General features: G+C 53.2%; 14 protein-coding genes. 8 read left to right on the top strand and 6 right to left on the bottom strand.

The genetic code is table 11. The annotated features are described in order from the left end of the window. Window positions 1–47: 47 nt before the first annotated feature. The 4 genes from rhmD to J4613_RS17650 all read right to left on the bottom strand — a co-directional run bounded on the left by rhmD (window position 48) and on the right by J4613_RS17650 (window position 4152). On the bottom strand, window positions 48–1253 hold the full coding sequence (gene rhmD / locus J4613_RS17665) for an L-rhamnonate dehydratase (RefSeq protein ID WP_111742540.1): 1206 nt from the start codon (window positions 1251–1253) through the stop codon (window positions 48–50). 13 nt (window positions 1254–1266) lie between these two features. Then, on the bottom strand, window positions 1267–2049 hold the full coding sequence (locus J4613_RS17660; protein ID WP_000894170.1) for an IclR family transcriptional regulator: 783 nt from the start codon (window positions 2047–2049) through the stop codon (window positions 1267–1269). A 249-nt stretch (window positions 2050–2298) separates the two neighbouring features. Beyond that, on the bottom strand, window positions 2299–3495 hold the full coding sequence (locus tag J4613_RS17655) for a nicotinamide mononucleotide deamidase-related protein YfaY (protein WP_000935685.1): 1197 nt from the start codon (window positions 3493–3495) through the stop codon (window positions 2299–2301). A 114-nt stretch (window positions 3496–3609) separates the two neighbouring features. After that, window positions 3610–4152, bottom strand: a complete 543-nt coding sequence (locus J4613_RS17650) for a YfaZ family protein (RefSeq protein WP_001670658.1) — start codon at window positions 4150–4152, stop codon at window positions 3610–3612. A gap of 278 nt (window positions 4153–4430) precedes the next feature. Between J4613_RS17650 and nudI the strand changes: the two genes are divergently transcribed. Beyond that, complete coding sequence (gene nudI / locus J4613_RS17645; RefSeq protein ID WP_001249902.1) at window positions 4431–4856, top strand: nucleoside triphosphatase NudI; 426 nt, start codon at window positions 4431–4433, stop codon at window positions 4854–4856. A 44-nt stretch (window positions 4857–4900) separates the two neighbouring features. Here nudI and pmrG read toward each other — a convergent pair whose 3' ends face one another. Beyond that, window positions 4901–5506 (bottom strand): lipopolysaccharide core heptose(II)-phosphate phosphatase PmrG, encoded by a 606-nt coding sequence (gene pmrG / locus J4613_RS17640; RefSeq protein ID WP_017465977.1) that lies wholly within the window; start codon window positions 5504–5506, stop codon window positions 4901–4903. 298 nt (window positions 5507–5804) lie between these two features. On the opposite strand from pmrG, the gene arnB reads away from it, so the two are divergent. From arnB to arnF, 7 genes are read left to right on the top strand one after another with little or no spacing between them, the layout of a single operon-like run. Next, the gene (gene arnB / locus J4613_RS17635) at window positions 5805–6944 is read left to right on the top strand and encodes a UDP-4-amino-4-deoxy-L-arabinose aminotransferase (protein ID WP_001279284.1); all 1140 of its coding nucleotides are present in this window, start codon (window positions 5805–5807) and stop codon (window positions 6942–6944) included. Window positions 6945–6946: 2 nt separating this feature from the next. After that, window positions 6947–7930, top strand: a complete 984-nt coding sequence (gene arnC / locus J4613_RS17630) for an undecaprenyl-phosphate 4-deoxy-4-formamido-L-arabinose transferase (protein ID WP_000458894.1) — start codon at window positions 6947–6949, stop codon at window positions 7928–7930. Then, the gene (arnA, locus tag J4613_RS17625; protein WP_111742282.1) at window positions 7927–9909 is read left to right on the top strand and encodes a bifunctional UDP-4-amino-4-deoxy-L-arabinose formyltransferase/UDP-glucuronic acid oxidase ArnA; all 1983 of its coding nucleotides are present in this window, start codon (window positions 7927–7929) and stop codon (window positions 9907–9909) included. Before arnC ends, arnA begins: the two co-directional genes overlap by 4 nt. After that, window positions 9906–10805, top strand: a complete 900-nt coding sequence (gene arnD / locus J4613_RS17620; RefSeq protein ID WP_000169769.1) for a 4-deoxy-4-formamido-L-arabinose-phosphoundecaprenol deformylase — start codon at window positions 9906–9908, stop codon at window positions 10803–10805. The genes arnA and arnD overlap by 4 nt, the downstream gene beginning before the upstream one ends. Next, complete coding sequence (gene arnT / locus J4613_RS17615; RefSeq protein WP_000978039.1) at window positions 10802–12448, top strand: lipid IV(A) 4-amino-4-deoxy-L-arabinosyltransferase; 1647 nt, start codon at window positions 10802–10804, stop codon at window positions 12446–12448. The genes arnD and arnT overlap by 4 nt, the downstream gene beginning before the upstream one ends. Next, a complete protein-coding gene (arnE, locus tag J4613_RS17610) occupies window positions 12445–12780 on the top strand; it encodes a 4-amino-4-deoxy-L-arabinose-phosphoundecaprenol flippase subunit ArnE (RefSeq protein WP_000580688.1) in 336 nt (111 codons plus the stop codon). Before arnT ends, arnE begins: the two co-directional genes overlap by 4 nt. Beyond that, a complete protein-coding gene (arnF, locus tag J4613_RS17605; protein WP_000538696.1) occupies window positions 12780–13157 on the top strand; it encodes a 4-amino-4-deoxy-L-arabinose-phosphoundecaprenol flippase subunit ArnF in 378 nt (125 codons plus the stop codon). The genes arnE and arnF overlap by 1 nt, the downstream gene beginning before the upstream one ends. On the opposite strand, the gene pmrD is transcribed toward arnF, so the two are convergent. Continuing rightward, the gene (gene pmrD / locus J4613_RS17600) at window positions 13152–13409 is read right to left on the bottom strand and encodes a signal transduction protein PmrD (protein ID WP_000455132.1); all 258 of its coding nucleotides are present in this window, start codon (window positions 13407–13409) and stop codon (window positions 13152–13154) included. The genes arnF and pmrD overlap by 6 nt on opposite strands. Window positions 13410–13494: the final 85 nt, after the last annotated feature.

The following is a 13494-nucleotide window of genomic DNA, read 5'->3' as shown; positions in this document are numbered from 1 at the left end:
CCTCAACAGGATGAGGGCGTTGCCGTACAAAGGCAACGCACGAGTTATTAGTGGCTATAAGGGCGTTTCAAGTGACAGTCACGGTTAAGCTCGACGCCGAAGCCCGGCTTATCCAGCACTGATTTATGGATGCGTCCATTCACCGGCACCGGCTCATCCAGGAGAATCGGGTCAAATTGCGGACGCAGGGTGGAGCAGTCCGGGCTGGTCATCAGGAACTCGCTGAAAGGGGTATTAGTGAAAGTAATAACTGCATGGTGCGAATAGACAGACGAACCGTGCGGCACCACCAGTTGCCCGCGCGATTTGGCAAGCGCGGCGATCTCAACCAGCGTGGTTAATCCGCCGCACCAGCCAACATCCGGCTGCATAATATCAATGCCGGTTTCTGCCAGAGTGCGGAAGGATTGCAGCGTACCATGGTGTTCGCCGCTGGTAACCATCATCCCTGCAGGCGCGTTGCGTTTTAATTCGCGATAGCCTTCATACTGCTGCGGCGGCAGACACTCTTCAATCCATTTGAGATTAAATGGCGCACAGGCGTGAGCCAGTTTAGTCGCATAGTTCACATCCTGACTCATCCAGCAGTCGAGCATCAGCCAGAAATCCGGCCCGCACTTTTCACGCATATCCGCCACCATCGCGGCATCTTTACGGATCCCCGCATCACCATCGTGCGGTCCCCAGTGAGTCGGCATTTTACCGCCGATAAAGCCCATTTCTTTAGCCAGATCCGGGCGTGCGCCGGTGGCGTAAAACTGAATTTCATCGCGCACCGCTCCGCCCAGCAATTTATAAACCGGCAGCCCAACCACCTTGCCAAACAGATCCCACAGCGCCAGATCCACACAGGAAATCGTGTTCATCACCAGACCGCCGGAACCGGAGTAGTACATGGTCGCGCCGAGCATCTGATCGTGAATAAGTTTGATATCGCTTACGCATTTGCCTTCAATAAACCGGTTAAGATGTTTTTCTATGATAAAACAGCCCATCTCCCCTGCTGTCGAAACGGCGAACCCCGTCTGCCCATTTTCCGCCTCTACTTCGACAATCAGCGTCCCTAACACGTTGATCCCAAAAGACTGACGAGACTGCTCATAGTCGCGATATTTGCTCATGGGAGTGGCGATATGGTCATCAATCCAGTGATTTCCTCCCTGGTCGTGATAATCCCCGCCGCCAGCCCCTTTCTCTGCGGTAGCGCCCCCAATAAACCAGGCTCGAACGTGTTTAATTTTAGGAAGAGTCATAATATTCTCCATTTTAAGATGCGAGTGAGTCGAAGGGACTTTTCCATCCCAACAGGCGTGAAATATCTTTGGCACAGGCAATAGCTTTACCGGCCAAATAATCAAGATTCTCTTCGTTGATTTGCAGGCGCGTGCCGACCACTGAAATTGCCGCGGTCAGTTCGTTTCTGGCATTAAATACCGGTGCGGCAACGCAGCGGACATCCGGATAATCCTCCCCGTTATCAAAGCTCCATCCTCGCTGGCGAATGCGTTCCAGCTCATCATTCAATTGTTGCGGCTCGGTGATGGTGGTCAGCGTGGCTCGCTCCCATACCAGTTGTTCAATAATGGCTTTGCGTACGGCGGCCGGCTGCCATGCCAGCAGGCATTTGCCGATGCCGGAACGATAAAGAGAGAGGCTTTTCCCCTCATGCGAGCGCACGCTGATAGTGGATGAGGATTCCACTTTCAGTATGTAATACGCATTTTCGTGGTCGATGATCCCCAAGTGACACAGCAGCCCGGTTTCATCCATCAGTTGTGTTAGACGAGGACGCGCCAGCTCCCGCAGATCCATCTTGCTGAGCGCATGACCCGACAATTCAACGAGCTTAGTCCACAGGCAGTAGTTATCCTGATGATCGAGGCTAATAAATCGCTGACGTTTTAATTCATTCAACAGCAGGTACGCGGTGCTTTTTGGAATACGCAGCGTTTCAATAATGATTGCCGCGCTGCATGGGCCAATACGCGCGATCAAATTGAGGATGTCGATTGCGCGAGTAAGAGCCGGGACTTTACTTGATTCCAACATATTGGACTCCAGTCTGAGACACTGGAATCAGTGTGAAAGGTCAGTAGGGAAAAAATTGTGAAGCGCGTCAAAGCTTATCCGCCTTCCAACGGAGTGGAAGGGTTAACCATATAAATGTGAATTAACGCACGTATTACTTTGTATTCAGTACAATTGGCTGGACAAAAAAGCAGATGATATTGCCGGATAATGGCATAGCGGCCTTATCCGGCTCACGATGTCGTTCCCATCGCAGATAAGAGAAAGGGATTATGATGTCAATGATTCAACCACGTCTATCCAGCCATGCTCGCTGGTAATGTCCTCGCCATTAAGCCAGCGGCGCAGCATATTTAGCGCCATCATCGCGCAGACCTCCTGACGTATTGCCAGGCTATACCGATTGGCGCTAAAACGCACGCGTAAGGCATACGTGCCATCCGGCGTCGCCAGCGCGAAATTAAGATGTTCGTTTTCCAGCCCCGACACGGCCAGCGCCAGACCGGCATAATGATTGCTGCGCCGTTCTGTCGTCCAGTGCGCCGTTTGCGCCAGCGTCTCTTCCTGAGAAGGAACGACTTCGCTGGCAAGAACAGGCGCCCCGGCGCGGGAAAGCTGTAGCGCCAGTAAGCCGCTGGTGTATTGCTCGCTCAACGTCAGACTCAACTGCCTTTCCTGCAGGCGGCGGGCTATTTGCGCCGGCAGGTTTTCCGTACCTTCAAAAATCAGGTTCTGCCCGGCAACCCGTTTGACCTCTGGCCATAACGCCAGCATCGCCTCCCGTTGCGTAGCCGGGCCGGTCAATTTCAGTTCAATGATCGGCATTGATGAGCGATACCCCATCGTCACGCCGGGCGGCAACGGCAGTGAATCGAGACGCTGCGCGAGGTCACTTTCTGAACGTCCAAAAGTCGTTAACCGCAGGCAAAGCGGCGGCTCCGGCAGCGAAAAACGCGCGCGTAACCGCGGTAAGATTTCCTTCTCCACCATAACCTTAAATTCCGACGGTACGCCGGGGGTGAAAAACATCAGGCAGCGGTTGAGCTGTAGCGCAAATCCACAGGCAGTGCCGACCGGATTATTAATAAACTCCGCGCTGGCAGGCAGTTCCGCCTGTTTACGGTTGCTCGGCGCCATCACGCGGCCACGCTGCTGAAAGTAGCGTTCCATTTCGGTCAGCCACGCCTGGTGCAGTACTAATCCTTCGCCTTTTGCCGTTGCCGCGGCGAGCGCGCTTAAATCATCGCTGGTCGGCCCTAACCCGCCATTAACAATCAAAACATCAGCATGTTGACTGCGTTCACGCAAGATAGCGACCAGACTGTCCAGATTATCGCCTACCGTATTTCGCCGTGATAACGGAACGCCCTGATGAAAGAAAAAATCAGCCAGCCAGGCGGCATTGGTGTCAACGATTTGTCCGTGCAACACCTCATCCCCGGTGGATAGCATTTCCACATTTAGCATTGTGTTCTCCTGCTCTTATGATGAAAACACTATAACGCAAAGACGAATATGACGTGGAAAGAAGAATGACGGGAACAGGAGGAATATGGCGCGACGATTGCCGCGCCGTTAGCATCAAAAGCTGGCGTTTACGCCAACATAAGGGCCGTCAGCAATCGCATTATCGCGGTTGCCGTCTTTACCCGCCAGGTTCAGGTAACGATAACCGGCTTCAATGCTCAGCGGGCGCATAATGGTGAAACGCGCGCCTGCATTCGCTTCTTCATAGCTGTCGATACCGCTGGACAGCGAATCTGGTGAATAATAATACTCGCCGAACAGACGGAAGCTGTTGCCGATTTTCCATTGTAGCCCACCGCCGACAGCCGCCGCATAGCCTTCATCGCTGTCTTTTGGATTGGTATAAATACCTTTACCGCCGACCGTCGCCAGCAGCGGTCCCACCGGAATGTTCAGCCCCAGACCCACGCCCGCAGCGTCGCCATCATCATCGTTGTGCATCCAGTTGCCGCTTAGCGCCAGTCCCGTCGATTCCGTACCAAAACCCACGCCAATGTTGGTGTAATCTTCGCCCGCCTGGCCGCTAATACTGATGGCCTGCGCCGATGCAGAAACGAACAGCATTCCGGCAAAACCTAATAATATGCTTTTTTTCATTTTTACCCTTTCCAGCAAGCACATAAAGAAAAACTCCCCAAAACGGCAGAATTGTACTGCCAGACGCTGAGGAATCAATGCACTAAAAAACCATTCCAAAAACATATTGTAACGAAATACTACTTTCGCCATGCCGCATCATTGCGCCATCACATGGCGACGCCTGCATCAACAGGATTAACAAAAAACGCAGTCTGCGTTATCGCTTCCATTTTTCACAAAGAATTTCGCAGAATGATTTGTTAAGCTGACGACCTGGTGGTTTAAGGAAGCGACTTATGCGTCAACGAACTATAGTTTGCCCATTAATTCAAAATGATGGCTGTTATCTGCTGTGCAAAATGGCCGACAACCGCGGCGTCTTTCCCGGTCAGTGGGCGCTGTCGGGCGGCGGGGTCGAGCCAGGCGAACGCATTGAAGAGGCGCTGCGTCGGGAGATTCGGGAAGAACTCGGCGAACAACTGATTCTGAGCGATATTACGCCGTGGACCTTTCGCGACGATATCCGCGTTAAAACCTACGCTGATGGCAGACAAGAAGAGATTTATATGATTTATCTCATCTTCGACTGTGTTTCCGCTAACCGCGATATATGTATTAACGACGAATTTCAGGACTACGCCTGGGTCAAGCCAGAAGAACTGGCGCTGTATGATTTGAATGTAGCGACACGCCACACATTAGCATTGAAAGGGTTATTATAATGACGACAGCCGCTTCAGGCTGTCTTTACGCTTTTAACATGCGGCTAGCCGGGAACAAATTCACCATCTAAAAAGAGTTTTCCGTTTTCCGCATGCATAACGAGCGCATTAAGATAGTCCGGATCAAACTTTACGCCGCGCTTATTTTTTGCAATATACGTCAAACAATGATTATGGGTAAAAATGACTATATTTTTATTCTGCGACTTTTTCAGTAACGTATTGATTGAAGCATAAATACCGCTGCCGCAATCCATCATTTTTTTATCCACCGTAAGCGACCTGCCCGCAGAAAACCAGGTTGCCGACTGGATGGTGCGCACCGTATTACTGGAATAGAGATTGTAATTTTGTATATCGGCACTGAAGGCTTTACCCAGCGCTCTGGCATCTTGCGCACCCTTGACCGTAATCCCCGTGCTGTCTGACAGGCAGGTATTATCGGAACGATCGCACCGCTCGGCATGGCGGAATAACACGACTACCGGATGCTGCTTCGCCAGCGCCGCCAGCGCTTTACCGTTAATCTGCGGTAGACCGTTACCACTCCAGGCATGTTGTGAGGTCAACCCGGCGATAATAACCAACGCCCCCGCCAGAGTCGCGAGATAGCGTTTGTTTTTAATAAAGCGTAGGGTAAATGCCAGCACATTAACCTCTCAGGCAGACAGTGCAGCTAACTTAATAGCAATACAATTAAAATGAAATTCCGCGACGGAAGACCAGACCAGAAACATAAAAACAGCTTTTGGGCATGCATAAAATGCCTTAAACTTTCGGCGAAAGCAAAGCATAATTCCGTTAAAAATTATCTTTTTACTTCACCTTAATTTCTTAATGTTAATTTAATCTTCATCCAGTAGGGTTCAGCTAAATGCGTTAAAAAATAAGCCCTTTTCTATTGCCGAAATATTTGAAAAGCGGCTTTCAATGGCTGAAGGAAAAATGATGTCGGACTTTTTGCCTTTCTCCCGTCCGGCGATGGGCGCGGAAGAGCTCGCTGCCGTTAAGACCGTACTGGACTCAGGTTGGATAACAACCGGCCCGAAAAATCAGGAACTGGAAGCGGCATTTTGTCGGCTAACAGGCAATCAATATGCCGTTGCCGTCAGTTCAGCCACTGCCGGTATGCACATCGCGTTGATGGCGCTGGGCATTGGTGAAGGCGACGAGGTCATTACACCGTCAATGACGTGGGTTTCTACGCTAAATATGATCGTTTTACTCGGCGCGAACCCCGTCATGGTCGATGTCGATCGCGATACGCTGATGGTCACGCCTGAACATATCGAAGCCGCGATTACGCCACAAACCAAAGCAATTATCCCCGTCCACTACGCTGGCGCGCCCGCCGATCTGGACGCTATTTACGCTCTTGGCGAGCGTTATGGCATCCCGGTGATTGAAGATGCGGCGCACGCGACAGGAACCAGCTACAAAGGTCGCCACATTGGCGCCCGGGGCACCGCGATTTTCTCCTTCCACGCCATTAAGAACATCACCTGCGCTGAAGGCGGTATCGTCGTCACGGATAACCCGCAATTCGCCGATAAACTGCGCAGTCTCAAGTTTCACGGGCTTGGCGTTGATGCCTGGGATCGACAGAGCGGAGGACGCGCGCCACAAGCGGAAGTCCTGGCGCCGGGCTACAAATATAATTTGCCCGACCTCAACGCCGCTATCGCGCTTGCTCAGTTACAGAAACTGGATGCGCTTAACGCTCGCCGCGCCGCCATCGCAGCGCAGTACCACCAGGCAATGGCAGACCTGCCTTTTCAGCCTCTGAGCCTTCCGTCGTGGGAACATATTCACGCCTGGCATTTATTCATTATCCGGGTCGATGAAGCCCGTTGCGGTATTACCCGGGATGCTCTGATGGCATCGCTGAAAACGAAAGGCATCGGCACAGGGCTGCATTTCCGCGCCGCGCATACGCAAAAATATTATCGCGAACGTTTCCCAACGCTCACGCTGCCTGACACCGAGTGGAACAGCGAGCGGATCTGCTCACTGCCGCTCTTCCCGGACATGACCGAGAGTGACTTTGATCGGGTCATTACCGCCCTTCATCAGATAGCAGGACAATAAGCATGTTTGACGCCGCCCCCATAAAAAAAGTCTCGGTGGTTATTCCTGTCTATAACGAACAGGAAAGCCTGCCGGAATTGATAAGACGCACCACCACCGCCTGCGAGAGTCTGGGCAAAGCGTGGGAGATTTTATTGATAGATGATGGTAGCAGCGATAGCTCGGCGGAGCTGATGGTTAAGGCGTCCCAGGAGGCCGATAGCCATATCATCTCTATTTTACTCAACCGTAACTACGGTCAACATGCAGCAATTATGGCGGGGTTTAGCCATGTAAGCGGCGATCTCATCATTACGCTGGATGCCGATCTGCAAAACCCGCCGGAAGAGATCCCGCGCCTGGTGGCGAAAGCCGATGAAGGGTTCGATGTGGTAGGCACCGTGCGCCAGAACCGACAGGACAGCCTGTTTCGCAAATCGGCGTCAAAAATCATTAATCTGCTGATCCAGCGCACAACGGGCAAAGCGATGGGCGATTACGGCTGCATGTTACGCGCCTATCGCCGCCCTATTATCGATACCATGTTGCGCTGCCATGAACGCAGCACCTTTATCCCTATTCTGGCCAACATTTTCGCTCGTCGGGCTACCGAGATCCCGGTGCATCACGCTGAACGTGAATTTGGCGACTCTAAATACAGTTTTATGCGTCTCATTAACCTGATGTATGACCTGGTGACCTGCCTGACGACGACGCCGCTGCGCCTGTTGAGCCTGCTGGGCAGCGTTATCGCCATCGGCGGGTTTAGCCTGTCGGTATTGCTTATTGTACTTCGCCTGGCGCTGGGGCCGCAGTGGGCGGCGGAAGGCGTATTTATGCTCTTTGCCGTCCTGTTTACCTTCATCGGCGCGCAATTCATCGGTATGGGGCTGCTGGGCGAATACATTGGTCGCATTTATAACGATGTCCGCGCCCGCCCCCGCTATTTTGTTCAACAAGTTATCTACCCGGAAAGCACGTCGTTTACTGAGGAAAGTCACCAATGAAAGCCGTTATTTTTGCCTATCACGATATGGGATGTCAGGGCGTGCAGGCCGTACTGGATACCGGGTATGACATTGCCGCGATTTTTACTCATGCCGACAATCCTGCGGAAAACACCTTTTTTGGCTCCGTCTCCCGGCTGGCGGCAGGATTAGGGATTCCGGTTTATGCGCCGGATAACGTAAATCATCCTATCTGGGTCGACCGCATCGCTGAGCTTGCGCCGGATATTATTTTTTCGTTCTATTACCGCAACCTGTTAAGCAAAGAAATTCTGCACCTCGCCCCGGCTGGCGCGTTCAATCTGCACGGTTCTCTATTGCCTGCCTATCGTGGCCGTGCGCCGCTAAACTGGGTTCTGGTTAACGGCGAAAGCGAAACGGGCGTAACGCTGCATCGTATGGTCAAACGTGCCGACGCCGGAGAGATTGTCGCCAGTCAACGCGTTGCTATTGCGCAGGACGATGTTGCGCTTACCCTGCATCATAAGCTATGCCAGGCCGCGCGCCAGTTGCTTAATAGCATCCTGCCCACCATGAAATGCGGCGATATACCTTCTGTTCCCCAGCGTGAGTCTGACGCTACGTATTATGGTCGCCGCAGGCCGGAAGATGGCCTTATCGACTGGCATAAACCGGTTTCCACTGTGCATAACCTGGTGCGGGCGGTAGCCGCCCCCTGGCCCGGCGCGTTCAGCTATAACGGCTCGCAAAAATTCACTATCTGGTCTTCCCGAATTTGTCCGGATGCGCAGGGCGCGCTTCCCGGCTCGGTAATTTCGGTCTCTCCGCTGCGGGTCGCCTGCGCCGATGGCGCGCTGGAGATTATTACCGGCCAGGCCGGAGACGGCATTACTGTACAGGGCTCGCAGCTTGCACAGACGCTTGGTCTGGTGGCGGGCGCGCGTTTGAACCGTCCACCAGCGACCAGCGGTAAACGTCGCATTCGCGTTCTCATCCTCGGCGTCAACGGTTTTATCGGCAATCATTTGACCGAACGGTTACTGAATGAAGAGAATTACGAGGTCTACGGTATGGATATCGGCAGCAACGCCATTAGCCGATTCCTGCTCCACCCTCGATTTCATTTCGTGGAGGGAGATATCAGCATCCACTCAGAATGGATCGAATATCATGTCAAAAAATGCGATGTCGTACTGCCGCTGGTAGCAATTGCAACCCCGATTGAATACACCCGCAACCCGCTGCGCGTCTTTGAACTTGATTTTGAAGAAAACCTGCGGATTATCCGTTATTGCGTGAAATACCGTAAACGCGTGGTTTTCCCGTCTACCTCTGAAGTGTACGGCATGTGTACGGACGCCTCTTTTGACGAGGACAAATCGAATCTGATCGTCGGGCCGGTGAATAAGCCACGCTGGATTTACTCCGTTTCCAAACAGCTTCTCGACCGGGTGATTTGGGCTTATGGCGAAAAAGAGGGATTGCGCTTCACGCTTTTCCGTCCCTTTAACTGGATGGGGCCGCGGCTGGATAGCCTGAACGCGGCGCGTATCGGCAGTTCACGCGCGATAACGCAGTTGATTCTGAACCTGGTAGAAGGGACGCCGATAAAGCTTATCGACGGCGGTCAGCAGAAACGCTGTTTTACCGATATTCGCGATGGGATCGAAGCATTATTCCGCATTATTGTGAATGATGGCGATCGGTGCGATGGCAAAATCATTAATATCGGCAATCCTGACAACGAAGCCAGTATTCAGGAACTGGCGACGCTGTTGCTCGACAGTTTTGATAAGCATCCGCTGCGCTGCCATTTCCCACCATTTGCCGGTTTCCAGGTCGTCGAAAGCCGTGGTTATTACGGCAAGGGTTATCAGGATGTCGCACACCGGAAACCCAGTATCGACAATGCCAGGCGCTGTCTGGGCTGGGAACCGTCTATTGCGATGCGTGATACGGTTGAAGAAACGCTGGACTTCTTCCTGCGCAGCGTAGATGTCGCGGAACGCGCATCATGACGAAAGTCGGTTTACGCATTGATGTTGATACCTTGCGAGGAACGCGTGAAGGTGTTCCCCGGCTGCTGGCGACATTGCATCGCCACGGCGTTCAGGCCAGCTTTTTCTTCAGCGTCGGGCCGGACAATATGGGACGTCATCTTTGGCGTCTGATAAGACCGCGATTTTTATGGAAAATGCTACGTTCAAACGCCGCCTCGCTCTACGGCTGGGATATCCTGCTGGCCGGTACCGCCTGGCCGGGAAAAAATATCGGCAACGCCAATGCCGGGATTATTCGTGAAACGGCAACATACCATGAGACGGGACTACATGCCTGGGATCACCATGCGTGGCAGACTCACAGCGGCCACTGGAGTATCCGCCAGCTTGAAGAAGATATTGCGCGCGGCATAACGGCGCTTGAGGCCATTATCGGAAAACCCGTCACCTGCTCAGCCGCGGCCGGCTGGCGAGCGGATGGGCGCGTTGTTCGTGCGAAGGAGTCGTTCAACCTGAGGTATAACAGCGATTGCCGTGGAACCACCTTATTCCGTCCGCTACTGATGCCGGGCCAGACAGGGACGCCGCAAATCCCGGTCACCTTACCCACATGGGATGAGGTTATCGGCCCCGCCGTTCAGGCGCAGTCGTTCAATACCTGGATTATCTCCCGTATGTTGCAGGACAAAGGCACGCCGGTATATACCATCCATGCGGAAGTCGAAGGTATTGTCCATCAGCCGCTGTTTGAAGATTTGCTCGTTCGTGCACGTGACGCGGGGATCACCTTTTGTCCTCTGGGCGAACTGCTGCCGACATCGCCTGAGTCTCTGCCGTTGGGGCAAATTGTACGTGGGCACATCCCTGGCCGTGAAGGTTGGCTGGGGTGCCAACAGGCAGCGAGCGCCTCATGATGAAATCGATACGCTATTATCTGGCTTTCGCCGCATTTATCGCGCTCTACTATGTTATTCCTGTCAATAGCCGCCTGCTCTGGCAGCCGGATGAAACGCGCTATGCCGAAATAAGTCGGGAGATGCTGGCGTCTGGCGACTGGATCGTGCCGCATTTTCTGGGATTACGTTATTTTGAAAAACCGATAGCCGGTTACTGGATAAACAGTCTGGGTCAGTGGCTTTTTGGCGCTACCAATTTTGGCGTGCGGGCTGGCGCTATTTTAACGACATTGCTGGCCGCAGCGCTGGTGGCGTGGCTGACGTTCCGCTTATGGCGGGATAAACGTACCGCGTTGCTCGCCTCCGTTATCTTTCTCTCCCTCTTTGCCGTTTACAGTATCGGGACGTATGCGGTACTCGACCCGATGATCGCCCTTTGGCTTACGGCCGGGATGTGTTGTTTCTGGCAGGGGATGCAGGCCACGACCCGAATGGGCAAGATTGGGATGTTTTTGCTACTGGGCGCAACCTGCGGTCTGGGTGTATTAACTAAAGGCTTCCTCGCCCTGGCCGTACCGGTGGTGAGCGTGTTGCCGTGGGTCATTGTTCAGAAACGCTGGAAGGACTTTTTGCTTTACGGCTGGCTGGCGGTCTTGAGCTGCTTTGTGGTTGTCCTTCCCTGGGCGATCGCCATTGCGCGACGCGAAGCCGATTTCTGGCATTACTTTTTCTGGGTGGAACATATCCAGCGATTCGCCATGAGCGATGCCCAGCATAAAGCCCCTTTCTGGTACTATCTGCCGGTACTGCTCGCGGGAAGTTTACCGTGGCTGGGATTACTGCCTGGCGCGCTTAAACTGGGCTGGCGCGAGCGAAACGGCGCATTCTATTTGCTCGGATGGACGATCATGCCGCTTCTCTTTTTCAGCATTGCGAAAGGGAAACTGCCCACCTATGTTCTTTCCTGTTTCGCACCGATAGCGATACTCATGGCGCGCTTCGTCCTGCATAACGTAAAAGAAGGCGTCGCCGCGCTGCGTGTCAACGGCGGGATCAACCTGGTGTTCGGGTTAGTCGGGATCGTCGCAGCGTTTGTCGTCTCCTCATGGGGCCCGCTGAAATCGCCGGTGTGGACGCATATCGAAACTTATAAAGTTTTTTGCGTCTGGGGCGTCTTTACTGTTTGGGCGTTTGTGGGCTGGTATAGCCTCTGTCATAGCCAAAAATACCTATTACCCGCGTTTTGTCCGCTGGGACTGGCGCTGCTGTTCGGCTTTTCCATCCCCGACAGGGTGATGGAGTCCAAACAGCCCCAGTTTTTTGTCGAAATGACCCAGGCGCCTTTGGCATCAAGCCGCTATATTCTTGCCGACAGCGTGGGCGTCGCCGCCGGGCTGGCCTGGAGTCTGAAACGAGACGATATTATGCTCTACGGACACGCGGGCGAACTCAGGTATGGTCTTAGCTATCCTGATGTACAGAATAAATTCGTTAAAGCCGACGATTTTAACGCCTGGCTCAACCAGCATCGTCAGGAGGGCATTATTACGCTAGTACTTTCAATAGCCAAAGATGAAGACATCAGCGCTCTTTCCCTTCCCCCTGCGGACAATATTGATTATCAGGGGCGTCTGGTGTTAATTCAGTATCGGCCTAAATGATCGGCGTCGTTCTGGTGCTTGCCAGTCTGCTCAGCGTTGGCGGTCAGCTCTGCCAGAAGCAAGCGACACGGCCATTGACGACGGGCGGACGCCGCCGCCACCTGATGCTGTGGCTGGGCCTGGCGCTGATATGCATGGGCGCAGCGATGGTGCTGTGGCTGCTGGTGCTACAAACCCTGCCGGTGGGAATTGCTTACCCGATGTTGAGTCTGAATTTTGTCTGGGTCACGCTGGCGGCCTGGAAAATCTGGCATGAACAGGTTCCGCCCCGCCACTGGTTGGGCGTCGCATTGATTATCAGCGGCATTATCATTCTGGGGAGTGCGGCATAATGGGCGTAATGTGGGGACTGATAAGCGTTGCGATTGCCTCCCTCGCCCAGTTGAGTCTGGGATTCGCCATGATGCGGCTGCCATCGATAGCGCATCCGCTGGCGTTTATTTCCGGGCTGGGCGCTCTTAATGCCGCGACCCTGGCGCTATTCGCCGGTTTGGCGGGGTATCTGGTTTCCGTCTTCTGCTGGCATAAAACATTACACACGCTCGCGCTCAGCAAAGCCTATGCGCTGCTGAGTCTCAGCTATGTGCTTGTCTGGGTAGCCTCAATGCTGTTACCCGGTTTGCAAGGCGCTTTCAGCCTAAAAGCGATGCTCGGCGTATTATGTATTATGGCGGGGGTAATGCTGATTTTTCTGCCCGCCAGATCATGATGGCTTGCGCGTCAACCGCTGCCATTCGTCGCAGGAATAACAGCGTGCATCAACGATTTTTAAGGTCTGGTGTTTTTCCCGATTAATACAATACTGCGCATCCTGTAAAGGCGACAGGATATCGCCGGGACTCAGTAATATCATGGAATTCGCCTCGGCGATCATTTTTAGCGAACCGCCGCTATCGCACAGCACCAGAACATGGCACGCCCTCTTTTTGACATAATGCGATTTCTTAACCAACCATTCCATAGCGCCCCCGTTTCACGCTGATTGTTCATAACACGTTACACATCAACGGATAAACAAAACGGCAATAGCGATGGAATGGTTGTAT

The sequence above is a fragment of the Salmonella sp. 32020114201800008SM genome, from assembly GCF_017572025.1.
GTDB classification, from domain to species: Bacteria; Pseudomonadota; Gammaproteobacteria; order Enterobacterales; family Enterobacteriaceae; genus Salmonella; species Salmonella enterica.
This window is presented reverse-complemented; position numbering and strand designations above follow the sequence as displayed.

Bases quoted from the DNA above. Each gene is read 5' to 3' on its own strand.
- nudI (WP_001249902.1), top strand. From the start codon at position 4,431: ATGCGTCAACGAACTATAGTTTGCCCATTAATTCAAAATGATGGCTGT.
- J4613_RS17655 (WP_000935685.1), bottom strand. From the start codon at position 3,495: ATGCTAAATGTGGAAATGCTATCCACCGGGGATGAGGTGTTGCACGGA.
- arnE (WP_000580688.1), top strand. From the start codon at position 12,445: ATGATCGGCGTCGTTCTGGTGCTTGCCAGTCTGCTCAGCGTTGGCGGT.
- pmrD (WP_000455132.1), bottom strand. From the start codon at position 13,409: ATGGAATGGTTGGTTAAGAAATCGCATTATGTCAAAAAGAGGGCGTGC.
- J4613_RS17650 (WP_001670658.1), bottom strand. From the start codon at position 4,152: ATGAAAAAAAGCATATTATTAGGTTTTGCCGGAATGCTGTTCGTTTCT.
- arnF (WP_000538696.1), top strand. From the start codon at position 12,780: ATGGGCGTAATGTGGGGACTGATAAGCGTTGCGATTGCCTCCCTCGCC.
- arnB (WP_001279284.1), top strand. From the start codon at position 5,805: ATGTCGGACTTTTTGCCTTTCTCCCGTCCGGCGATGGGCGCGGAAGAG.
- arnC (WP_000458894.1), top strand. From the start codon at position 6,947: ATGTTTGACGCCGCCCCCATAAAAAAAGTCTCGGTGGTTATTCCTGTC.
- rhmD (WP_111742540.1), bottom strand. From the start codon at position 1,253: ATGACTCTTCCTAAAATTAAACACGTTCGAGCCTGGTTTATTGGGGGC.
- arnD (WP_000169769.1), top strand. From the start codon at position 9,906: ATGACGAAAGTCGGTTTACGCATTGATGTTGATACCTTGCGAGGAACG.
- arnA (WP_111742282.1), top strand. From the start codon at position 7,927: ATGAAAGCCGTTATTTTTGCCTATCACGATATGGGATGTCAGGGCGTG.
- arnT (WP_000978039.1), top strand. From the start codon at position 10,802: ATGATGAAATCGATACGCTATTATCTGGCTTTCGCCGCATTTATCGCG.
- J4613_RS17660 (WP_000894170.1), bottom strand. From the start codon at position 2,049: ATGTTGGAATCAAGTAAAGTCCCGGCTCTTACTCGCGCAATCGACATC.